The sequence below is a fragment of the Bacteroidota bacterium genome, from assembly GCA_016718825.1.
In the GTDB taxonomy this organism is placed as follows: domain Bacteria; phylum Bacteroidota; class Bacteroidia; order J057; family JADKCL01; genus JADKCL01.
The window spans coordinates 130,214-154,668 of the sequence record JADKCL010000011.1; the positions used below are offsets into that span (position 1 = coordinate 130,214).

14 protein-coding genes and 1 tRNA gene are annotated in these 24,455 nt (G+C 51.9%); 6 read left to right on the plus strand and 9 right to left on the minus strand.

Going from position 1 to position 24,455, the window contains the following annotated elements; genetic code table 11:
* Window positions 1-34: 34 nt before the first annotated feature.
* Complete coding sequence (locus IPN95_14500; GenBank protein ID MBK9450584.1) at window positions 35-1,150, minus strand: hypothetical protein; 1,116 nt, start codon at window positions 1,148-1,150, stop codon at window positions 35-37.
* Window positions 1,110-1,763, minus strand: a complete 654-nt coding sequence (locus IPN95_14505; protein MBK9450585.1) for a DHH family phosphoesterase — start codon at window positions 1,761-1,763, stop codon at window positions 1,110-1,112. The genes IPN95_14500 and IPN95_14505 overlap by 41 nt, the downstream gene beginning before the upstream one ends.
* Window positions 1,764-2,021: 258 nt before the next feature.
* Here IPN95_14505 and IPN95_14510 point away from each other — a divergent pair, with 258 nt between their 5' ends.
* Complete coding sequence (locus IPN95_14510; GenBank protein MBK9450586.1) at window positions 2,022-3,554, plus strand: hypothetical protein; 1,533 nt, start codon at window positions 2,022-2,024, stop codon at window positions 3,552-3,554.
* 80 nt (window positions 3,555-3,634) lie between these two features.
* The gene (locus tag IPN95_14515) at window positions 3,635-9,370 is read left to right on the plus strand and encodes a PAS domain S-box protein (GenBank protein MBK9450587.1); all 5,736 of its coding nucleotides are present in this window, start codon (window positions 3,635-3,637) and stop codon (window positions 9,368-9,370) included.
* Here IPN95_14515 and IPN95_14520 read toward each other — a convergent pair.
* From IPN95_14520 to IPN95_14530, 3 genes are all read right to left on the minus strand, one after another.
* The gene (locus IPN95_14520) at window positions 9,367-10,071 is read right to left on the minus strand and encodes a ribonuclease Z (protein MBK9450588.1); all 705 of its coding nucleotides are present in this window, start codon (window positions 10,069-10,071) and stop codon (window positions 9,367-9,369) included. The two genes, IPN95_14515 and IPN95_14520, sit on opposite strands and share 4 nt — an antisense overlap.
* A gap of 69 nt (window positions 10,072-10,140) precedes the next feature.
* The gene (locus IPN95_14525; protein MBK9450589.1) at window positions 10,141-14,310 is read right to left on the minus strand and encodes a DUF4011 domain-containing protein; all 4,170 of its coding nucleotides are present in this window, start codon (window positions 14,308-14,310) and stop codon (window positions 10,141-10,143) included.
* Window positions 14,311-14,350: 40 nt separating this feature from the next.
* On the minus strand, window positions 14,351-16,006 hold the full coding sequence (locus IPN95_14530; protein ID MBK9450590.1) for a glycosyltransferase family 39 protein: 1,656 nt from the start codon (window positions 16,004-16,006) through the stop codon (window positions 14,351-14,353).
* Between the two features lie 328 nt (window positions 16,007-16,334).
* Here IPN95_14530 and IPN95_14535 point away from each other — a divergent pair, with 328 nt between their 5' ends.
* Window positions 16,335-16,727 (plus strand): hypothetical protein, encoded by a 393-nt coding sequence (locus IPN95_14535; protein ID MBK9450591.1) that lies wholly within the window; start codon window positions 16,335-16,337, stop codon window positions 16,725-16,727.
* Between the two features lie 211 nt (window positions 16,728-16,938).
* Here IPN95_14535 and IPN95_14540 read toward each other — a convergent pair.
* The 4 genes from IPN95_14540 to IPN95_14555 all read right to left on the minus strand — a co-directional run bounded on the left by IPN95_14540 (window position 16,939) and on the right by IPN95_14555 (window position 20,867).
* A tRNA-Pro gene (locus tag IPN95_14540) sits at window positions 16,939-17,012 on the minus strand.
* A gap of 95 nt (window positions 17,013-17,107) precedes the next feature.
* Window positions 17,108-18,700, minus strand: a complete 1,593-nt coding sequence (gene dacB, locus IPN95_14545; GenBank protein ID MBK9450592.1) for a D-alanyl-D-alanine carboxypeptidase/D-alanyl-D-alanine-endopeptidase — start codon at window positions 18,698-18,700, stop codon at window positions 17,108-17,110.
* A gap of 34 nt (window positions 18,701-18,734) precedes the next feature.
* Window positions 18,735-20,432: a multicopper oxidase domain-containing protein gene (locus IPN95_14550; GenBank protein ID MBK9450593.1), complete on the minus strand. Its 1,698-nt coding sequence runs from the start codon at window positions 20,430-20,432 to the stop codon at window positions 18,735-18,737.
* A gap of 162 nt (window positions 20,433-20,594) precedes the next feature.
* On the minus strand, window positions 20,595-20,867 hold the full coding sequence (locus IPN95_14555; protein ID MBK9450594.1) for a DUF2892 domain-containing protein: 273 nt from the start codon (window positions 20,865-20,867) through the stop codon (window positions 20,595-20,597).
* Window positions 20,868-21,113: 246 nt separating this feature from the next.
* Here IPN95_14555 and rsmI point away from each other — a divergent pair, with 246 nt between their 5' ends.
* From rsmI to IPN95_14570, 3 genes are read left to right on the plus strand one after another with little or no spacing between them, the layout of a single operon-like run.
* A complete protein-coding gene (gene rsmI, locus IPN95_14560; protein MBK9450595.1) occupies window positions 21,114-21,791 on the plus strand; it encodes a 16S rRNA (cytidine(1402)-2'-O)-methyltransferase in 678 nt (225 codons plus the stop codon).
* A complete protein-coding gene (gene lnt / locus IPN95_14565) occupies window positions 21,742-23,574 on the plus strand; it encodes an apolipoprotein N-acyltransferase (GenBank protein ID MBK9450596.1) in 1,833 nt (610 codons plus the stop codon). Before rsmI ends, lnt begins: the two co-directional genes overlap by 50 nt.
* Window positions 23,571-24,380, plus strand: a complete 810-nt coding sequence (locus tag IPN95_14570; GenBank protein MBK9450597.1) for an inositol monophosphatase — start codon at window positions 23,571-23,573, stop codon at window positions 24,378-24,380. Before lnt ends, IPN95_14570 begins: the two co-directional genes overlap by 4 nt.
* Window positions 24,381-24,455: the final 75 nt, after the last annotated feature.

Consider the following 24,455-nt stretch of genomic DNA (forward strand, 5'->3'; position numbering starts at 1 on the left):
CGCGGAGAGCGCGTCAAATCTGTTCAAAATTACATTAATTGGATGCTCTTATATCCTTAATTTTCAACTGAATACTCGTGCGACCCTTATACGTTTTGTAATCCGGCTGAAAAACAAGATCAATGTCGAGTCGGTTCACAGCATCCCAACGCTCTGCCATAAAAAACCCTATTCCCTCCAATTTGATGCCGTTTTGTTGCAATAAAAACCGCACATGCTCCTTTTTGAGAATGGAAACATCCAACACGTTGATGCCCTTGGCTAAAAAATTCGGCTCCGGGTTAGAGGGCCCAAATGGCGACAATCTGCGTAGCAGGCGCATGAAACGGTCATCGATTTGATCAAAATCCAAGGCCGAATCAACATTCAGTTCGGCCTCCTTGGAGTTGGCGTCAATGGTAGCAGCAACAAGCTCCTCAAATTTTTGCCGAAACGCGGAATAATCCTCGTGGCGCATCGTCAGGCCTGCAGCGTATTTATGTCCACCAAATTGCACGAGTAGATCAGAGCAAGTTTCAATCGCGTCATGCAGGTCAAAACCAGGCACACTTCGCCCTGAACCTACCAAGTATTCGCCTGACTTGGTGAGCAAAATGGTCGGACGATGATGGCGCTCTATCAGGCGAGAAGCTACAATGCCGATGATTCCTTTATTCCACGAAGCATCAAACAAGACTGTCGTGGCGCGCGATTGCAGGGCCTCTTCCTCCGCAATCATGGCCAAGGCATGGGCGGTGATTTCCTTATCCTTTTCCTTTCTGTCCTGATTATAAGCCTGTAACGACTGCGCAAGCGCGTCCAAGTTTGGGGCCTTTCCTGTGAGCAATTGCACGGATTCAGTCGCATGCCAGAGGCGGCCCGCACTGTTGATCAGTGGCCCCATGTAAAAAACCAAGTCAGAAACCGTCCATTCACGCGGCGGCTCGTACAAGCGCTTGAGTGCATCTATGCCCGGGAGCGGATTGTTTCTCACCTTTTCAAGTCCGAAATGAAGCATCGTGCGGTTTTCTTCCTTGAGTGGCACAATGTCACAAGCTATGCTCAGTGCAACAAGGTCACAATACATTTCAAACGGATCAGAATCCATCGAAATGTCCTTTATAAACGGTTTACCAGCCAAGTATTGCTGCAATCCCTGACAAAGTTTCATTGTCAACGCACAAGCAGACAATGATTGATCGGGGTAGTTGCAGCCATCCTGCATAGGGTTCAACATGGCCACCACTGCCGGCAATTCTTCGCCCGGGTTGATGGTGATCCACTACGATTACATCGATCGCCTTTTCATTTGCAAACCGCACCTTGTCGATGGCCTTGGTTCCGCAATCGAGTGCAATCACCAAGCGGCATCCACTGTCAGAAGCATACTGTATTCCTTCAAATGAGATACCATAACCCTCTACAAATCTGTCGGGTATGTACACTTCAAATTGAAAGCCAAGATCTTCAAAATACAATTGCAGCAGGCTCACCGATGTCGTTCCATCGACATCATAGTCCCCATAAATCAAAATCTTCTCCCCTTTTTCCAAGGCTCGTGCAATGCGTTCACAGGCAATATCCATTCCCTTCATCAAAAATGGATCATGGAGTGCATCCTTGGTCGGGCTGAGAAAACGCTTTGCGGATTCAAGATCGGTGATGCCCCGTTGAACAAGCACGGTAGCCAAGGGCAAGGGAAATGACCCTGAGGTTGTCCCCAGCATTTGCGACAAATTTTCCACGGCTGCGCTCGCCGGTTGGGGTTTATATTTCCAAATCATTGCGGTTTGCGGCTGGTTTTGTCCATTTTGATTGACACCGCCCACAAAAGTACCTGAAAATCCAATTTGCGCTACCCGACGCATCTGGAAAGGCAAGATTTTTTATCCGGGACGTCGTTGGAGGCCTGAAATCTCCAAAAAACGAGGCGCTGCAGTCATGATTCGATGAAACTCGGGCGTTGGAATAGCCAACAGGCTTGTTTTTTCCTAGGTTTGCTGAAAGCTAGGCGTTTTGATAACGCTTCTGGCTGAATTGAGATGTTGAATCCTCGCCCACGTCTTGTTTTCATGTTGTATGCTGCGGCTGCGGTGGTTGCGGCCGTATCATTTACTTTGATGCCTTGGTGGACTGTCGACGACGCCTTTATCAGCTACCGCTACGGAAGCAACTTGCTTTTTCATGGGCAATTGACCTGGAACGTTGGCTCTGAGTCTCTTGTGGAGGGATATACCGGAATCTTCCTGCCGCTGCTTGCAGCGGGCACGCTTGCAACCGGACTTCCTCTCTTGGAAACGATCAAATTGCTCGGTCTACTTTCGATGTTGGGGACAATTTGGATGATGTGCAGGACTTTGCGAAGGCTTGGAACGGGACCGATTGGTCAAGGTTTGGCCGTTTTGGGAATGGCAAGCACCCCATTGCTCTACATGCATAGCATCAGCGGCTTGGAGACGATTTTTTTCACCTTTTTTATCTGTTCCGCCATTTTCGGTTTCTGGGGGATCAATTTGGCGGAGATAGGTATCAGGCGCTCCGCGGAATGTGCAATCTTCCTTTTCATGTCTGGTCTCTGTCGTCCGGAAGGCATTCTCCTGGCTGCATTGGTCACGGTCACGCTGTTGGCTTTCAGCGCAAAACATCGTTTCAAATTTTCGATATTCCTCCAATTCCTGCCGATTGGGGGCGCCATGGCGCTCCTCTTGGTCTATTGGCTGTGGCGCACGGCCTATTACGGCAACTTTTTTCCCAACAGCTACCACGCCAAGGTGTTTGACGGCCTGATCAATTGGGAATCCATGCTTGCCTTGGGAAAATTTGCAGGCTACTACTGCTTTTTGCCGATGGTGACTGGGCTGGCATTGTTTTTCGGAAATCCTCGGAGAAAATTTCGGCTTCCAAGTGCGTCCGTACTGGTTCCCCTTTTTTTTGTGGCAATCTGTTGGGCCATGTACGCACATTCCAACCTATGGATGAATTATGGCTCGCGCTTCTTTTTTCCATTTTTGCCCCTTTTTGTTGTTGGGATCACCGCATTCATTTCAAGGAATTGGCAGCAAATACAATCCTCCGAATCTCAAAACATGGGGGTTTTGCGCAAACTGCGTCTTTTGCTTTGGGGTTTTGCGCTGATTCAGGTTTGCATTTTGGGATTCCGTTTCAGGCAAGAATGGACGTTTTTGAACTACTATCACGCAATCGTCCAAGAAGAATTGATTCCGGTTGGCAAGTATCTGGCAGCTGAGCTCGACCCTGAGGCGACCGTGATTTCCTACATGGATGCGGGAGCCGTTGGCTACTACTCAGAAAGGAAAATCGTCGATTTCGGGAGACTCAGCGACCCCTATTTGGCAAAAACGAAGCCGGCCCTGCCACAAGTCTTGGACTATTTTTTTTCGATTGATGCAGATGCCGTTGTCATGACTTCACAAGCCGAAAACGAGTTCCAATACATCGAGGAAGCAGCGGCAATCGTCTCAGATCCAAGATTTGAAGTCTTCGTACTTGCACGGCAATGGGGAAACAGCGTCGGTTTTCCTTACTGGCAGCGGGTGTACCTCAGGCAAAGGTGATCCGCACATTCTGCAACAGGCATCAAAAACACTTGGGAAAACCCGCTGGAATAGGTATTTTGGAAACGTTTTGAATCAAAATGGAATCCAATACCTTGCAGGATAAGTACCTTCAGTTCATCCGTGCGATGAGATTTGACCTCGGGCTCTACCGTGCCTTGGCCATCTTTGCCGCAACATCACTGCCTTTGTTTAGGGGAATGTTGCCCGCAGAAGGCAATGACCCTATTTGGGTGCGCCTTCTGCTTGGGGGAATCATCCTCACCATATTCCTTTCCACCTTTGTTTCCGGATTTGTCCGAAAGAAAATCGCCTATTTCGGTCATTTTGTCATCTATTCGGTCACAGGTTGGGCCACATGGCTCGTTTGGCTCAACGGGTTTGCCAACCCTTATTTGATCAACTTTTTTGTCGTCTTGCTTTTTGCCGGAATCAATTTCAAACGGCTGAGTGCTTGGTGGCCCTATGCCCTGACATTGCTTGGATTGGGCACCTTGGCTTGCCTCCTTCCGCACCCCAATGGCATTAACCTCTGGGGATACCTGCCGATGCTGGCCTTCAATCTGCTTGTTTCTGCGGTGGCAACGAGCTTTCGCATTACCATTCAGTCAGAACTCAACCGCCAAAAACATCTGGTTTCCTCGATTTTTGAAAGCAGTCCCGATGCCATTTTCATGGCCAATTCGGAGACGCTCGAGGTGACGGATTCCAATCAAAATGCACGCCTGATGTTTGGCTTGACAGGCCTCAACAACAAAGCTCAATTACATGTGCACCTGACGACGTGGCTGCAAACCTACCTCGCCGACCGGGACAGCACGGAGCGGCTTGGACGCGGGACTGGCACCATCCCTACCCTGGACAAACGCACCATCGTCGGCGAAATCGTGATCACGGAAGTGCGCTCTTCCCAAGGCAATCAACTTTTGGTGGCCATCAGCGACATTACCGACAAACAGGCGATCGCCAAACGCTTGCAACTTTCAGATGACATTCTGCAGAAGGTCGACCATATCGTTTTGGTCTGCGATGCAGACTCCAACGTCGTGTATGCTACACCTTCGGTGCGCACGATGCTGGGATATGATCCACGCGAAGTGCTTGGACAGGGCTGGTGGAACATCAAGAAAAAAAATGGTGCCGACCCAGCCGAGGACAAAAACTATATCCGCGATTTTGTAACAGGTCAAGTTCCGGCAAAAAAAGACCTCTACGAAAGCCGTCATATTGACGCCCATGGGAAGGAGCAGTTTATTCTCTGGAAAGACTCGCTCACAGCCAACGGCCTGATCATGGGGGTCGGCATGCTCAACACCAAAAACCATCGCGACGAGGTTGTGCGCAAAGTCGTCTTCTCGATTGCCGAGGGATCGTCAAAGGCTCAAAATCCCAGCGAATTTTACCAGTTCATCCACCATGAGATTCGCCGCATCATCGACACACCCAACTTTTACGTCGCGGTATATGACAGCGAAAACGACGAGGTGAGCTTTCCTTATTACTCTGATGCCGAGGACTCGGTCGTGGTCGCGCGTGTAAGCCGCAAGCGTAAGGCAGGAAACGGACTCACGGAGTATGGCATCAAACGCCGGAAGGCAGTCTTGTTGGTCAAGGATGACATTCTGGACCTGCAAGTGCGCGGACAGGTAAGCGTAGCGGGGTCAATCCCAGAGGTTTGGCTGGGTGTACCGCTGATCCATGATGACCAAGTTGTCGGGCTTATCACGATTCAAGACTACGAACGCTCAGATGCCTACAGTCAGGAAGACCTGACCATCGTGACCTTCATCGCCAACCAAGTGGCGCAATTTGTCGCGAAACTTCAGGCCGACGAGGCCCTGCGGATGAGCGAAGAGCGCTTCCGAAGCATCTATGACCAAGCTGCCGTCGGCATTGCGCAATTGACTCCCGAAGGGAAATTTTTGCAGGTCAACCAGAAAATGGAGGAGATTTTTGGCTACTCTGCCGAGGAGCTCAGCCTGATGGTCCCTGCCGACTTCACCCATCCCGACGATGTCGATCTCGGGCGTGAAGAACTCATTGACGTGCTTGACGGCAAACGCGACAGCTATACCAAGGAGAAGCGCTACCGGCACAAAAGCGGCGCGCCGGTCTATGCCCTGCTCAACGTCTCGGCCTACCGCGAAAACGGCGAGCCTATTTTCATCATCTCGGTTTACGAGGACATCACCGAGAAGAAACGTGCCCAAGGAGAAACCGAATTGCTGCTGCGCCTGAGCTCAGGCTTGAATACGGCAGAGTCGATGAACGATGCCGTCGCGATCACCCTGGAGGAGTTGGCAGGATTTGACGATTGGGGATATGCGACCGCCTATTGGCTGGATCAAGCGGGCAATTACCAGCTATGCTCCGAAAAAATTGCGGAGGATGAGACGCTTGCGCAATTGTCTGTTCATGAGCGCTTTGATACCGATGCACTCAAGCAAATGACCCTTTCGGGCAAGATTCTCTGGCATGATGATCCGGAATTGCAAACGTTTAAAGAGGTGACTGCCCTGGCAAAGGAGCTCGCTGTCAATACGGTTGCGTTCCTCCCGATCGTGCATCAAGGAAAGGCCATCGTTGTGATATGGCTGATGAGCCGAGAGGGCACTTTTGATCGAAGAAGTCTTGAAAAAATCGCCGGCGCCGTGCGTTCACAATTGCTTGCGGTCCATTTCCGCAAAATGGCCGAGGCAGCCCGTATCGAAAGCGAAAACCGTTATCGCGCCATTACCCAGGCAGCCTTCGAGGGTATCGCTATTTATCAAAATGGCCGCATTCTCGACGCCAATGCCGCCTTTGCCAAAATCTTTTCCTTTGAGCAAGAAGACTTGATTCAAATGGAATTGGCAGATCTGATTTATGCCGAGTCGCCTGAAGAAACCGTCACAGAAATTGATCGGGGCGACAAAAGCGGCGTTGAGTTCATGGGCCGCAAAAAAGGTGGCGAATCCATACACTTGGAGGCACTCAGCAGATCTGACACCTGGCAAGGGCAACCTGCACGCATTCTTGCCATTCGCGATATCACCTCCCAAAAACTGATGGAGGAAGCCCGCGAATCCGCACGCCTCGATGCACGGTTCAAGGCCTATATCCAAAACAGTTCCGAAATCATCAAGATTATCGAACCTGATGGCCGCATTGCCTATTGCAGCCCCTCTTACGCTAAAATCTTCGGGATTGAGGCTGAGTCCGTCGTCGGGATGAACAACCGCGAATTGGTCGCTGCCGAGGATCACGCAGCATTCGAAACCGCACTTGAAGAGGTTCTCAGAAGCCCATTACACAGCCTGCAGCTCCAGATTCGTGCACCCCACCAAGATGGCCATGACCGCATTCTGCAGGTAACACTGACCAACTTGATGGACGACCCCATGGTCAAAGGCATTCTCATCAGCGAAGGGGACATCACCCACGTGATCGAGGCCCAAAACTCCATGCGCGAAAGCGAAGCCAGGTTCAAGTTGCTGTTTGAGCGTTCTCCAGATGCCATTTTTGTCGAATCGGAACATGGGCAGATTTTGGACCTCAACGAAGCCGCTTGCCAATTGCATGAAATGACGCGGGAGGAATTGCTGGGTCAATTTGTGGCCGATCTCGCAGCACCGGGCGAAAGGGAAACTGTTCTTGCGACCTTCCCCGATCTCATGTCAGGCAAGATCAACTACCTTGAGGGACTTACATATACCAAAACAGGGAAAGTGGTCGGCATCGAGATACGTTGCAATGTCATCAACTTTCAGAACCGGCCGGCATTGTTGCTTCTTGTGCGTGACATCAGTGAACGCAAAAAGGCAGAGTCCTTGCTCAAAGAAAGCGAAGAGCGTTTCCGTGCGTTGGTGGAACATGCAACGGAAGCCATTTTCGTGCTCGATGTGGACGCCAATCGGTTGATTGAGGTCAACATGAATGCCGAATTGCTTTTTGGCAGAAGCAGAGAAGAGCTGATGCATATTTCTCCAGCCTCATTGAACCCTCATTATCAAGCAAATGGTGACCAAAGCATTGAAATCGAACAAGCCCTCGTCCAGCGTGCGTTGCAAGGGGAATTGATGGTCTACGAATGGCTTTTTGTCAATGCCGATCAAGAGGAAATTCCTTGCGAGATTCGCCTCAACCGTTTCCCTTCCGCAACGCGACAACTTGTGAGGGGTTCAGTCACCGACATTACTGCAAGAAAGCAGGCCGAGTTGAAAATGCAGCGTTCCCGTGAAATGCTGCGCATCCAAAACGAACATTTGATCGAGCTTGCTGCGAGCCATGAGCTCAATTCAGGAGATCTCGACGTTGCTTTTGAATACATCTCCAAAACCTTGATTGACCTACTGAAGGTCACACGGGCAGGAATCTGGCTCTTTGATGCCAACGCCGAGTGGCTTGTCTGCAAAAAAGAATTTGATACCGAGACCGGAACCTTTGTCAGTGGAGATCAACGTCGCACCGCCGAGTACCCTCGTTACTTCGAATTGGTACAGTCCCAACGCGTATTGGCAATTGAAGATGCAGCCAATTCGGATGCCGTATTGGAGTTTCGGGAGCGCTCTATCGCCCCAAAGGGCATCGCGAGCACGATTGATGCCCCCTTCAGGCACGGTGGCCGCGTGGCCGGGATGATTTGGCTGAAACAGATGCATACCAAGCGTACTTGGGAACCTGAGGAAATCAACCTTGTGGCCACCATGGCCGACATGGTGACCTTGGCCTTGCAATCTTGGGAGCGCAAAAAGGCGGAAAATGCACTGCGTGACTCCGAGCGCAACAACAAGGCTCTCTTGGACGGCATTCCCGACCTGATCGTGCGTATCACGGAAAAAGGCACCATCCTGGACTTTAAACAAAGTGACCAACAGGATTTGATCCAATTTTTTGAAGGCGCCATTGGAAGTCCGATTGAATCATTGCTGCCGGAAACGATGGCTGGAAAACTGCTTTCATTCGCCAAAAAGGCCATCGAAATCGGCGAAATTCAGCAATTTGAATCGGAGGTCATCCTGGAATCGGGGGCGACGATGGATTATGAAACGCGCATCGTGCGGAGTGGTCCACAGGAGGTGCTTGTGATCGTCAGGGACGTCACCGAGCGCAAACGCACAGAAAAGGAGCTGATCAAACGCAACTTTGAATTGGACAGCTTTGTCTATCGCGCCTCGCATGACCTCAAGGCGCCGCTCAATTCGCTGATGGGTCTGATCGGTTTGGTCGAAAGTGAAACACAAGAGGCGGCGGTGCTTTCCTACATCAAAATGATGAACAAAAGCGTCGTGAAGCTCGATACGTTCATCCGGGACCTTGCTGACTTTTCACGCAATGCCCGCTCGGAGCTCGACCATAGTCCGATCGATTGGGCTGCGATGCTCAATGAAACGCTGGAAAACCTGCAGTTTGCAGACCATGCCGACCGTATCCAGAAAAATATCGAGGTCACCTTTGAGGGGCCATTCTATTCGGATCCTGTGCGAATCGGCATCATCTTCAACAATTTGATTTCCAATGCCATCAAATACCAGAACCTGAAACGCTCTGACTCAAAGGTGGATGTCACGATCAGCAGAGTAGGCGATCAGGCCCGTATTGAAATCAAGGACAATGGGATTGGCATTGCAAAGGAGCACCAAGCAAAGGTTTACAACTTGTTCTTCAGGGCAAGTATCCAATCGTATGGTTCCGGAATGGGCATGTACATCGTCAAAAATGCAATTGAACGCCTCAAGGGACATATCAGCATGCATTCGGAGGAGGGTGAAGGAACAACCTTTGTAGTGTTGCTGCCCGATTTGGGGCCGTCCATTCCACAGGAAGCGTTGGACTAAAAAAGAAACTCCGGATGATTTGCAACCAAGGGGAGCGTATTGTCCGCCGGTGCATATTGAGGGTCGCAATGGTAGCCAAAGACGCGATAGCGGTCAGTCCATCGCATCACATGACGGTAGTAGGCATGGGCTGCGATTTCAAAATGGAAAAATACCTCGTGGAAAACCGTAGGTTCGGGCAATCCAAGTTGGGTGATTTTCTCCATCAAGAAATCTACATCACCATTGTCCCCTGAATAGACAATGCTGCTTTTTCCGTCCGAGAAATAATAAGCGTAGGTCTGCATCCATTCGACGTGCTTCCCGAAGGTGTCGACAAAACCAACTCCCTCGATCTCAGAAATGGGTCGAAAATCAATGCGCAGCGATGGATCTCCCAAGGAATGCGAAAGCAAGGCCGAAAGCGAAGCTTGGAAATCCGCGGAAGGCACATAAATTTTCATCCGCCCTTTTTGCAGCACCAAAGAATGGTATAGCACCAAACTTGAGAGGCTGCCAACATGGTCGTCGTGCAAATGCGTGATCAAAATGCCGTCAATTTTGGAGACAAGTCCCAATTGGACCAATCTCGGAAACACTGAATGCCCGCAGTCAACAAGGTAATTGGCTTCCGCCATGGAAACGATGGCAGCGGAATTTCCCAATTCGACGTCAAACGCGCCTCCCGTACCAACAAACCGAATTCCCAGTGATGTATCCATTGACCGATCAATTTTCTAGCGCAAAGTTCGGCAATATCGTCGGAAATCTCGCCTCAGACCCAAATCGCATCAGGATCCTGCATGCTTCTCGACGATGGCTTGTTGCACAACGCCCAAAATCCGACCCACCTCCGCCTCCGGATCGAGGAAGTAGTTGCGGGCCCATACCCTGTAGAGCAACCATCCGCGCCGCTCCAACAACGCCGGCCGGTAGACTTCGCGTTCCTTGGCCGACCTGCCCAGGAAATAATTGGATCCTTCGCATTCGATCCCAAGTAGGCTCTCCCCGTCTTTTCCACGCACGACCAAATCCAAACTAAAGTTGCCGTCGCTCTGGATTTGATCCACCACCAAACCCTTTGCCTCCAACTGCCGCTTCAGCTTCCCGACGTAGGCCTCATTTTCAGCAGACAATCCCAAGCCGGCGACGCCCACGGTCGCTGGAACTTGCCGCAGTTGTCCCAAAATGGTCGTCACACTGTCGGCATCGCCTCGGCTCAGGGCGCGTGCATATTGCAAATAGCGCTTGAGCAATTTGGGGCCCTCGTGCTTCGCACCTTCGACATTGAGTTCCTCGGGCTCGATGCTGCAAACGATAATTTTCTTCTTCTTGGCACGGGTGATCGCAACATTCAACCGGTTTCCTCCGCCTTTTTGGTTCAGCAAGCCAAAATTGGCCACCATTTTCCCCGCCGGATTCCGTGCGTAGCCCACCGAAAAGATCATCACGTCGCGTTCGTCACCTTGTACGTTCTCGATGTTTTTGACAAAAATTCCCTGACGCTCCTCTCCTTCTTCGCGCTCCATGGCCTGAAACAATCTCGATAGCCCCGCCTGATCCTGGGCCTGCCGCATTTGCTCCAAGCGCTCCTCCAACAAGGTGCGCACCAATTCCTTTTGGTGGTAGTTGAATGTCACGACGCCGATCGTCGGATTGTCGGGGCGATTCACCAGCTCCTCCACCAATTCGACGACTTTTTTTGCCTCGACCAAGTTGCTGTTGCGTTCCCAGACACCCTCGACTTTCACAAAGCTGATCGGCGGAATGCTGATTGCTTCATGCTTGGCAGGCGGAATGACATTCAAGCGGCTTTCGTAGAAGGCATGATTGGAGAAATTGATGAGCTCCTTTTCGGTCGAACGGTAATGCCAACTCAGCTTGCATTGCCGGAACTTGGTCCGGGCCAAGTCCAAGATGCTTTCAACTTCGAGCGCAATCGCATCCTCGACAAACGGATCTTCCTCCTCATCGACCTTGACATTGTACAGGTCAAATGGCGGCAACTGCTTGTCGTCACCCGCAATCACGCATTGGTTTCCGCGCAACATGACAGGCAGGGCGCGCTCGACATAACATTGGGAAGCCTCGTCAAAGATCACCAAATCAAAGTACCCCTTCACCATTGGAAAAATTGCCGAAACGGATTCGGGAGAGGCCATCCAACAGGGGATGAGCGTACTCAAACCATCGTCCCAGAACTGTTGCACCAATTTGCGCACTGGCCAGAGTTGCCGCTGCTTGCGCACCTGATGGCCGATTTCACGGTAAGTGACCGGGTTGTTGAGGCGGTTGTATTCGATGCGGTCGAGCATGGAATCCTTGAGCTTGCGCTGAATCAGGCCGGTGACGGTGCGCACGCGTTGCGAAACGAGTTGCCGATAATTTTCCTGCCGTTCGGGCATTTGACGGCTTGAGGGCTCGAGCAATTCAGGATGGTCGATCTCCGTCAATGCAAGCCAAGCTTGCAACATCCCTTGGTCTGCCATGCCCAACAAAACCTGTTTTTCTATCACGCCAATTTGGGGCTCCAGATGGTCCAATGCTGCTCGATGGTTGCCTGCCAAGTTGTCGAGCATTCCATCCAACTGACAGAGGTCGTCGTAGTCCCTGTCAAAACTTTGCTGGAGCTTTCCAACGTATTCCAGCGCCGATGCCGGGTCTGACAATCCAGCCGTAATTTGGGCAAGCTGCCGCGGATGCAAATACGTTTGATAAGTTAGTCCAAGGCCTTCGGCAGTGGTCAAAATGGTTTCCAAACGCCTGATATCCGACAATACCCCTTGCCAATGCGTTTCTTCAAATGTGCCAGCTTGCACTTTGGGTTTGAAGATGTCGCCCCCTTTGAAGGAGGCCCATTCGGCGACAAGATCAACATTTTTGAGTTTCTGTGCCTGCCAAACGCTTAAATCAGCCGGCAAGCCGGTCAAAGGTATGTCGGCAAAAAAAGAGAATCCGCGGAGTTGCTGCGCCAACTCCATGATCTTGGAGACCACCTCGATTTCTGCCTTGAGCAATTTCAGGTCGGCAGGGTCAATTTTGCGGTTGCGCCGTTTGAGCAACTGCCGCACATACCACCAAGCTTTGATCCATTTGAGCGAAAGGAGCCGGCTGAATTTTCCCTTTCCGCTTTCGTATTGCTCGAAGTTACGTTTCAGATCTTCATGGAGCTGCAAGGGCAAGCCGTCCAAGATTTGAAAGGCCGCTCGTTTTTCAAACAGCTTGCCCAGCTTTTCCAGATGTTCACGTAGCGCCTTGGGCTTGAGTCCATCCTTCGCGGCCGAAGCCAAGTCGGCCTTGGCTCCGGGCTGCTTGACCAAGGTCTCCAGAACAGCAAAGGGCCCAAGCAGCCCGGGGATTTCCCAGACTTGCAAAATGGTCCTGCCGGCAGGGCCCATGGCGAGCCAAAGGCGGTGCAATCCCTCAACTTCGGCGGGCAAGCCAGCCAATTTCCCCTGCAGGGCCGCTTTGGCGGCAAATCCCAACCTGCTCAACGAAACCCGAAACCGCCAAGGATGCGCTTCGTCAAAAAAGTCAGCATAGGCGAGAATGTTGGAAAGGCGTTCGCGGAAAACCTGCCAGGAATCTTGGTCAAAATGCACAGCAAGGGGCGCCATGTCGATCACATCCGCCTTGCGGTCGGTGCGCAAATAAAGCTCGTGTGCAGACAAACCAAAGCGGCCGCGCTGCGTGAGGGCTAAAAACAGCCGGTCAAATTGTGTTCCCAATTCGTCGATGCGGCGGCTGTCGCGCCTGAAGTCGCGGAGCCATATATCGAGCCCGAGGTCTTTGCGCTCCTCTTCAAATTTGTCGAGGTCATCAATCTGCTGCCGAATGCGGCCAAAGATTTTGTTGCGGTCGCCGCGATAGTCGTGCACGAGGGCTGCAAACCGACCCAGCCCCACTTCGCTCATCCGTTGGAAGACAACATCAAGCGCTGCGCGTTTTTGGGAACAAACCAACACTTTTTGGCCTCTTGCCAGCGCATCCGAAATGAGATTCAGGATCACTTGTGATTTTCCCGTACCCGGAGGTCCGTGCAACACGACCGACTCGCCGGCGCGCACATGCAGGAGGGCCTCCTCCTGACTTTGATCGACGGAAGCTACGAAGTAGCGGTCATCCTCTTTGGGCAGCGGCAACCCGTGCTTCGTAATGCTGTTTTCAAAATGCTTTTCCAACGAAAAAGCATCCGACTGGGCCTCGAGCACTTCGTAGTCTTGCAGCAGGGCGCTGTCGCTTTGCGGATAAATCCCCACCACAGCATGCGGCAAAAAACGAAGTTTGCCGATCGGCAGCTCATCCAGCAGCGGCTGATTCTTTTCAGGAAAGTGATCCAGCCTGAACTGAAACAACTCCGAATTGAAATGCACCGCGACATCATGGTCGGCCATTTGCTTGTAAAGGCCGTTTAAAAAGCCCTGTAAATCGGCATGACGTTCCGGCCGCTCCTCCCAAAATTCGCGTTTCAGCCTCACCTGCATGAACTTCTCGTAGGCGAGGAAAAAGGTCGTATTGAAACTCAGGTCCTCTTCCGGATGGGCTTGCAAAATCCAACGCGGCCCGCCTTGGAAATCGCGCACCAAACGCACGGGAAACAAAACCACTGGACAGCGCGCAATGCTTCCGTCCAGAAATTTCCCTTCGACAAATGGATAACCTAGAAAAAGGTCATAGGTCCCCGTTTCCTCGTAAAGCGTGGTGATTTCGTGCCAGATATTGTTCAGGCGGCGATCGGCGAGGTTGGTGGCTTCATCGCGGGCACTGAGGTTCTTGATCAAGGCAACACTCTGTCCAGCAATGATCTTCGCAAGAATGTCAGCTGCGGATTGTTGATTGAGCTGCGACAGGTCAGTGAGATCAATATCCTTGCGCGCCGACAAGCGGTTGAGCTTCAAGGAGCGGTTGGCCTGACTCAAATTGGTAAGGCGCAGTTTGTATTGATGCATCACAGAAAACATAGAGCAATACTACCAAACTTTTTTGAGGCATGGGATGCGCCTAGCGCGGCAAATCTTGTTTCGGAAGATGCAACAAGTACCTTGGCTTCAAGACGCTGGGTCTTGTGGCGGGATTCAGGAACATCAAACTCATTCTGGTTGGCGGATTGTGGGCGTAGGTTTCGAGAAATTCGAATTGAATGCCGCGCTCACGAATCTGGCGCAAGCCATCGTCATTGGTGTACACGATGGCATCCGTTTTCTTCAGCAAGGGCTTGAAATAGACAGGCCCCGGAATGGGAAGCACATTGTCGGCAGCGTAAAAATCCAAGGCTCTTCCACTGATGATGAAGCCAAAAACCCGTGGTCGCGGCTCGAGCGAACTGACATATTTCCCCGCCTGTGCAGTCGATTGATACGACATCACCGCTGGATAAAGGGTCAGGTTGAGCAGTAAATTGCAGAGGCCGAATCCTACCGCCGTCGGCCATAGAAAACGGGCCCACTCATTCTTGGTGCGGAACATATCGATGGAAACGACAGCTGCGAGCAACATAAAACCGATTTTGGGCAGCAGTGGTTGTTCAGGGAATGCCACGAAGGCAAGCAACAACACCAAGATGACGGCCAAAAACCAGAACACGCGGTGAAAGACCTGAAAAAACTTTTTCCAAGGTTGGAGTACCAAGTTTTTGTGCATCTCCATTGCAAAAGCGGCCGTGAGAATCGCTGCGAATGGGTAAGTGACAAAAATATAGTGGGGCAACTTGAACTTGGAAAAACACAAAGCGGTGAACACCAATAAAAATCCACCTATTGCGATCCCTTCCGCGCGTGACGGCAACAAAAATCCCGCACGGAACAAGCGTATCCCCTCCTGAACCAAACCGCGCAGAAAAATCGCGGTCCAGGGCAAAAAAGACCAGGCAAAACTGTGCACGAAGAAAAATGCGGTTGCGTTGTTGCTCCATTCACTTTCTCCCGTTACACGTCCGAAGCTCTGTGTCCATAAGAAGAAGGTAATGCCATGTTCACCATACTGCTGGTATTGACCAATCAAAAACGGCGTGGTGATCAAAAGGGCCACGGGTATCACCAGCAGCCATTGCCACCGAAACAGCGCCGCCCAATCGCGGCGCAACAAAAGATCGGCCCCAATTGCAAATCCAGGCGCAATCAATGCCAAAGGTCCTTTTGCCAACATTCCCAATCCAAGAAACGCTGCGCCCAACAACAGGTGCCAAAATAATCCGCCACGTGACCAAGACACGAGCAACCACAATCCCATCACCATCGGACCGATCAAGTACATATCGGTCTTGACATCGTGGTTCATCAGAAAAAATGCTTGTGTACTCGCCAGGATCAACCCCGCCAATCTGCCGGTGGCTCGATTGTAAAGCAATCCGCCCAAGCGCTCTGTTCCATAGATTGCCATCATGGAAAACAACACCGATGGAAGTTTATAGGCCCAATTGGAAACGCCAAACAATTTGAACGACAGCGCCGACATCCAAAACACCATCGGAGGTTTGTCCAGATAACCGTGGGCATGATCATAAAGGTGCAGATAATCGCCGCTCCGCATCATGTCGCGGCCCATCGCCGCATACTGCGCCGCATCAATCTCCATCACATCGATCCACATTCCTGCAACGTATGCGGCAAAAATGACGGCATAAGGAAGGTACCTACGGATGTCGGATGGAACGTCCATTTCGAGGAGATTGTAATCGAATGCGAATTTAACCTCTCGTGCAACTGTTTACAAGCTTGCGATTGGGGCAATATCAACACCAAAGCAATTGCTATCGCCCGCAAACCCCAGAAAACGGCAGGCTTCCTTACACGTATTCGGTTATACGAACCCGTATTTGCTTTCAATTTCGAACAAATCCGAGCGAAATAATCAATATCCATTATCAATGAGCCAAAATATCTAACACATCAGCAACCCAGACATCTTGTCGTCGTACAAATTGTCAGAAAGCGCTCGCGGAGAGGTTGCCACGAGGTCTTCGAAAGAAATTCAACGATTGCAGAAAATGGGAGTGTTGTGCCATACATGTCAAGGTTCGGGAAGGTCCTCAGGAATGGGTCCTGCAGCGATGCGCCTTGGCAGTATGGCTTGTAACTTCTGCGAGGGACGCGGTTACAGACACGACAATCGGCGAACTGCCGAGGCGGCTACGGTCGAAGTTGGCAAGGTGCTGGCTTATGACCCGATGATTGGGACGGCCTATGTTTTCGTGGAGGAAACCTTGCATCGTGGCGACAACTTGATCGCGATTTGCCATGGCTTGGCAGTCGAATTCGAGCTCCGCACAATGGTAGTAGCTGGCATGAACATGCCGATGGCGCTACGTGGTTGGGAAGTGGCCATGCTTGTGCCGCAGCACTTGCAAGCCGGAACATGGATCATGCGTTTGGAAATTTGAGATTTAAATAGATTGAGATTGAGGAGGGCGTTTGCGAAGAGGCCGTTCACTGCGAAGTGGACGGCTTCGTTTTTTGTGCAGAATGCGGTGAGGAGGGAAACGCAGTGTGAGTTTGAGGGCGAGTGAGGAGGGCAAGTTTGAGAGTGAGCGAGGAGGGAAACGCAGTGTGAGTTTGAGAGTGAGTCAGGAGGGAAACGCCTTCGGCGTTTTGTCGGGGTAGCAGGATTCGAACCTGCGGCCTCGTCGTCCCGAACGACGCGCGCTACCGGGCTGCGCTATACCCCGTGAAACGGGGCAAATTTAGAGGATCTCTTTTTTATTTTGCAAGCCCATTTCGGCTCTGAATGCCCTTAAAAGCTCATTTTTCCCAACGCACATGGTTACGGCGTTTCTGCCATCTTGACCATGAGTGCTTCCAAAAAATCCTTGGCTTGGGCGTTGGTGCAGGTATAATTGTTAGCCATCATGGCAAAACAGAGGCGCTTGCCCGACTGCGTCTCCACGTAGCCCGCGTAGGTGCGCACACGGGAGATGTATCCGCTTTTGGCCCAAACATTGCCTTCCGCGGCGGTACCCTTGCACATGTTTTTCAGCGTCCCCGGGCAAGTCGCCAATCCCGCTACCGGCAACGAATTGAAAAAATCCTGGAACCACGGCTGCGAGACATTGTTGCGCAAGATGCTTGCCAGCTGATTGGGCGTCACCCCGTTGTAGCGACTCAATCCGCTGCCGTCCATCATGTGCAGACCCTCGACAGGGATGCCCTTGCTTTTCCAGAATTCGGCGATGGCTTTGGTTCCGCTTTCATTGGAACCGTCTTTGAGCTGCGTATAGCCGATCATCTTTACCAGGTGCTCGGCATACAGGTTGATGCTCTTTTTGTTCAGCCAATAGACGATGTCCTTGAGGGGCGGCGATTGATGGGTATAGAGTGTGATGCGTTCGGTCGGAAGAGGTTTAGCTTCCATGGCCATCAGGCGCGAGGTTGTGGCTTTGCCGGTGACACCGATCGAATCGGCCAAGAGTGCGTTGCGCAGGCATTGGACGGTGAACAGGGCCGGATCGGGAATCGAACCTTTGATCACAAAGGTGTCGCCCATCGGAACAGTGCCGCGCAAGGTGCGCAGGAAGGTGTATTGCGCGCCGTAGACAAACCCGTTGTCGCCGGAACTTGCACTACCTGTGCGCATTTCATTCACAAATTTGATGTCTGGCATCGGCGGATTCGTCCCGATGAATTCGGCTTTTGACCCGACAGACTTGCCCGGCAGAAATTTGACTTCGTAGCTGTTTTCATTGAAACTGAGTCCGCAGGCACCTGCCCCGTAGTAATTGCCGATGTCACTCCAGACCCAAGTGCTCGGCGTCAAGGCATCCTCAAAAATCGTTGCATCGCCGATGATGTCCCCTTCGATACGGGTCACGCCTTTTTCGCGGAGCTTCTTCACCCAGATCGTCAAGAGGCTTTGCATGTCGGTCCCCCATTGATACCGGTCCGAACCCAAGCTCGGGTCACCACCACCTTTGATGATGACGTTGCCTTTCAGCACGCCCCCTTCAATCGTGCCGCTATGCTCCAAAACGGTCTTGAATTTGTAATCCGGACCCAGAATGTTCAGTGCTGCAGCTGAAGTCACCGTCTTCATCGTGGAAGCCGGCAGCAAGCTTTCATCCGCCCTTTCCTTCTCCAGGAGTTTCCCCGATTCGACATCGTACAATGCAAATCCGAATTGACCATTTTTCATGCCCGGCAAAGCCTTGATGCGGTCGAGCTCTGCGCGCACGTGCTTGGTTTGGATGCTCGGCTCAGCGGTCTGCGCCGCCAACGGCAACGCAATTGTCGCGATCACCACGCCCATGAGCCAGGAATACATTCGGAAAAGCAAGGCAAACTTCATTGGCGCAAAGTTACAGGCGATCACCCTGAAGGTATCCACAAGAAAAACATCGGTCGGCGCATTCGTCCAACGCAATGACCACCTTTGAACCAATACGGGCTAAAACGACCTATTGTTTGGCAATTCGTCTCACCGAATGGCCGCCACCCTTGTGGCGCATGTGCAACAGGTAGATACCAGGGTCATATTCCTGCAAATTGATCTGTTGTGTGTTCAGGCCAAGATTCACTGGCACATCCATCAACTTGCGGCCCTGAATGTCCCATACCTCAATGGAAACCACACGACAAGGCTCGGGATTTTCATCGATCAGTTGTAGTTCACCATCATTGGGATTGGGGAAAAATAAAAATGCCCCACAGAAGTCTGTTGTTGGTTCGCCGTGGCTTCCCAAAACCGTATCACGCACGATGAATGCCGACATCATGCCGCCGTCCTCATGAAAAAGGTTGTGGCAGTGGTACATATAAGGTGTCATCTCGTCGGCGAAGTCATCAAAGCGTGTGATGAACTTGACCGTGTCTCCCGGTTGGAGCAAAACAACATCTTTCCGACCGCGCAGGTGTGCCGGCGGATTGTTGCCGTTAAATTCGATCACGTGAAACTGCACATCGTGGATGTGAAAAGGATGCGCGATATCGGTCGCATTGATGAGCTCCCAGATTTCGGTATCGCCAAGGTTGACTGTATCGTTGACCGCATCGTGGTCAAACAAGGCACCATTGATATAAAAAGGAAAACCTGACGAATCCACCGTGAAGACTTTGGTGCGGACCCTTGCCACGTTTTGAATGTTGGGCAGGTCGTAAGTTCGCAACTGCGAAGGCAAGGAGGTGACGGGATTTGCGGTCTGTGCAATAATTCGGAAGTCAAGAATCGGGAAGTTGTTTCCGTCCAACGGATTGCCGGGGCCGCCGCCGGGGCCTTGCGGGCCACCGGAAATGCCATCCCCCATCTCTGAATTGTTGGCCATCAACGGGAAGTTTGTGGTTTGGTTGGTAAAGTCTACCACGACATCCGCTCTTTCTCCGGGCGCAAGCAAAATACGCGTCACGGCCAGCGGTTGCTCCAACAATCCGCCATCGCTGGAGATCTGCCAAGCAATGTTGGTCGGTGGAAATCCGAGGTTGTACACCCTTTGGTTGGAGGCATTGAGCAGTCGGAAACGCACCATTTGTGCAGGCACTTCGATGTAGGGATTAAGTGTGCCATTGATCATCATGGTATCACTGAGCGCCTCATAGATGAAGGCATTGGTGAGGCTGTCAAAGGATTTGTCTTGGATGATGAGGGGAAAATCGTCCACGCCATACGTCCGAGGGAGGCCGAGCGCGGCTTCCAGGGAGTCGTGAACGATGATCATGCCCGCAGCGCCTTTGTACACTTGCTCGGTCGTATGCTCATGGAGGTGCGGATGGTACCAAAAGGTGGCGGACTCATCCAGCACCGTGAAGTCTGGCGACCACGTGGTCCCCGGCGCGATGGGTGTATGCGGGCCGCCATCGTCCATCGCCGGCACATGCAATCCATGCCAGTGCATGGTACTGGTATCGCTCAGGCTATTGGTGACGTTCATTTGGACGGCTTGTCCGCGTTGCAAAATCACGGTCGGGGCCAAATAGGGTTTATTGATCCCGTAGGTAGCGGTGGCATTCCCGGGAAGAAACTGTACCGTGGAGGGCGCAATTTCCAAGTTGATGACCGCACCGGAGAGGGTGTCTGGAATTGTCAAGGGATTCGGGCTTTGGGCAATGGCGCCAGAAATGATCCAAAAAATTACGAATACTGTAAAAGCTGTCCTTTTCATGCGTCTTGAGATGCCCTTTTCGTTTCAAACCTTTGCAAGGCGGCTCAAATTTGCGAATTTTTTATTGGTCAACTTAAAAACCCGGGCAAAGAAAAGAATCCCTGCAACCCCGGGGAGGGGTCAGCAGGGATTCACCAAAGCGTTGCAATTATAATCTTTTGATCAAGCAGCGCGGTTCACCTCGCTGCGCGAGCGGGAAACGGGAGCTGCAGGGGCACCATGGGCACCATCTTCGTAAGGCGAATCTTCATTGGTGTGCTTGGCGCGCATCGCATAGATAGGATCCCAACCACCGAGGCCAGTTACAATCGGATAGATTGCCAAAACTCCGATCAAGGCCAATGGGCTGTGAATCAACCCGCCAATCACGGCTGCAAAAACCATCCCAAGAAACACTCGGATGATACATTCTCCTATGCTGATGTTCGCTTTCATAGACTTCTGATTTTTAAACTGTTTTTTCTCGACTTGATAAGTCAAAGTTGGCAGCTTGATCTGTCGTGGCCGATGATCTGGCTCAGGAAAAAAACTGATTGTGGTCACCGTTGGGGTGGTTTTTGAGATGGAAGTCTCCGAATCTGCGGCCAACCATGTTGGCGAGCCATTGTTGTCGCTATCTTGCAGCATGGTTGTGCTTCCTACCGGAATGCAATACCCGAATGTTCATCTCAAAATCGACTCATGCCTGCGCGCGTAATTCTGATTCCCACCCCCATCGGCAACCTCGAAGATATCACATTGAGAGCCAAAAGACTGCTTCAGGAAGCGGATTTAGTAGCGGCCGAAGACACGCGGGAAACCGGCAAATTGCTCAAGCTGCTCGGCATTGAGCGGCCATTGACCGCGTTGCATCAGCACAATGAGCACTTCAAGGTAGGTACACTCCTGGAACGCGTCGCCCAAGAGGGCCTTACCCTTGCATTGGTTTCCGACGCCGGCACGCCGGGGATTTCCGACCCGGGCTTTTTGTTGGTCAGGGAGGCGATCGCGGCTGGAATCCCTGTGGAGGCACTCCCCGGCGCTACGGCTTTTGTTCCTGCACTTGTCGCAAGTGGCTTGCCCTGTGACCGGTTTGTTTTCGAAGGATTCCTTCCACAGAAAAAGGGACGCAAAACCCGCCTCGATGCCTTGCATGAGGAGGTGCGCACGATGGTCTTCTACGAATCCCCGTTCCGCATCCTCAAGCTCATGGAGGAATTCCAAAAGCATTTCGGGCCTGACCGCCAAGTTGCCGTTGCACGTGAATTGAGCAAATTGCACGAGACCTATTACCGGGGCAGCGTACAGGATGTCATCCAACAACTGAAAAATGGAATTCTCAAGGGGGAAATGGTCGTGGTATTGGCTGGCAAGGAATAAGCCGTATTGGCTCATCCTTTTGACCGGCCTCTTGCTGGCGGCCTCGTTTCCGCCATCACCCCTGAATTACCTCATTTACATCGCATTCGTTCCGGTTTTTGTCTTGTTTGAAACGGGAATCGTCCCCGAAAGACAGCCCGAAGACACCATTTTCCTTCCCTTCAAACGGGTCTTGTTGGTTTTGTGGCGAATTGGCACCTGGCAATGGATCTGGCGAAAAAGTACCCGGGGCTTGAAAGTTTTCCGCTATCGCCGCCGCACCATTTCCGGCAATGCCCAACTCTTCCGCTACAGCTACAGCATCTTTTTCATTTGGAATGCGCTCTGCTGTTACTGGCTGATGCTCACCGCCCTCGGCGCCAACAGTGTGCAAGTCGCCTTCGTGAATGTCATGGCGGGCATTCTCGCAATTGCCTTGAACCCCGTTTTGATGTCGATTCCCTGGCAATTGCACTCCCGGCTCCGTCATTTTTTGGCTCCCGAACTCTCCGCACTTGCACTATGCTCCTTTTGGATCGCCTTTGAATACCTTCATTTCAACTGGGAACTTGCCTGGCCATGGCTTACGCTTGGCCATGCCTTGAGCTTCCATCCCGAAATGATCCAATATGCGGAATTCACCGGGGTGCTCGGAATCTCCGCACAGATTCTCTTGGTCAATGTTTTGGCTTACGTAGCCGTGCGCCACATGCGGGCAAGCTTGACAAAGTCCGGCATTTCATTGCTGGGGGCCGTTTTGATTTTCGCCGCCCCGTACTTGATGAATGTCCCTTTGACCAACCCGGCTCGGCAAGCCTTTCAAAGCAATGACAGTCTACGGGTCAGGATCATTCAGCCCGACCTCGATCCCTTCGTCCAACGCAGCAACATCAGCACGCAGCAAACCATTGACCAGTTTGTCACTCAAATCACATCGCAACCTTTGGACAGTGGCACGATCGTTTTGCTTCCGGAAAAGGCAATTGACCAGCCCTTGGATCCCGTGGCCATTTTGAAGGGAAGGCTGATGGCACCCTTGTGGGAAATTGTCGATTCCTATCACGTGGAAATTTTGACGGGCATCGAAGACGTCGAGACCTACTCCGACTTGGTGACGCCACCGATCAGCGCCCGCCAAGGATATGGAATCGTGGGCGGAAAACGCAAGCTCGTCTACACCGACCACTACAACAGTGCCTTGATCATGCATGCCGACCGTAGCACGTTGGTTTATCGCAAGGGACATCTGGTGCCGATGGTGGAACGGGTGCCTTTTCTCAAGGGTCTACGCGCACTGAAATTTTTGCGCATCGACCCCGCAAAGGGCATGGAAAGTTATGGCAGGCCGGATTCGATCCAGCTTTCGCATACACAATCGGGCATCCCTACCAATATTTTAATCTGCTACGAAAGCGCATTTGGTGACCACACCCGACGCAAGACGCTTATGGGCGCACAATGGATTGCGATGATCACCAACGATGCCTGGTGGCGGCAAAGTTCGGGGTACGTGCAGCATGCTGGGCTATGTGTGATCCGAGCCATTGAAAATCGGCGTGCCATCGCACGGTGTGCCAACAATGGCCGCAGCATGTTTGTCGATGCCCGCGGTGAAATTACACAGGCCACAGACTACAGTGTCCCGGCCGTGATCGAAGGAAATGTTCCATTGTACACCTACACTACTTATTATGTGCGTCACGGCGACTATATTGGCGAGATTGCTTTGGGGATGTCGGGAATTCTGACACTTTTGGGCATTTTGTTGCATTACAGGCGTAAAAAGCAAAAACTTGATTCATGAGCCAACATCCTGAGTTGTCAACTGCCTTCGTTGCCCAAACCAAGGCCATCATTGCTGAAGTGGCTACTTTCATCCTACATGAACGCCAGACATTCGGCCCGGAAAAAATTGAGCACAAGGGTCCGAGCGACCTCGTTTCCTATGTGGACCGCACCGCGGAGACCATGCTGCGCACGGCATTGGAGGAATTGCTGCCCGACTCCGGCTTCATCGGGGAGGAAGGTGGTGGTCATCATGAGCAGGCAGAATGGCGGTGGATTGTCGATCCATTGGACGGTACCACCAACTTCATTCACAATGTGCCCGCTTATTGTATCAGTGTCGGCCTGCAGCACAAGGGCACCACGCTGCTGGGAGTCGTTCACGAAGTTCCTCATTCCGAAGTTTTTTGGGCTGTCAAGGGCAAGGGTGCATTCCTGGGAGAGCAAAAAATCCAGGTAAGCACTGCCGCGCACTTGAACGAGGCATTGCTCGGGACGGGGTTTCCGACTGCCATTTTTGAGCAGGCAAGTGACTATTTGGCAGCGATCCAAGATTTTTTGGCGCAATGCCACGGTGTCAGGAGATTTGGCTCGGCAGCCCTTGATTTGGCTTATGTCGCTTGCGGCAGGCTCGATGGATACTTCGAAATCGGCCTAAAAGCTTGGGATGTGGCCGCAGGGGCACTTTTGGTCACAGAAGCTGGCGGCGCGGTATCGGCCATTGAGGAGGGGGCAGATTTTCTATTTGGCAGGCAAATTGTAGTGAGCAATGCCAAGCTGCAACAAGCCTTGCTTTTTGTCCTCAGAAAGCACTTGGTTCGTTGACGCCAAAATCCTCGGTGTCGGTTTCCTCAAAATCGATCTCTACTGGATGGGCAATTGATGGGCCATTCCCAACTA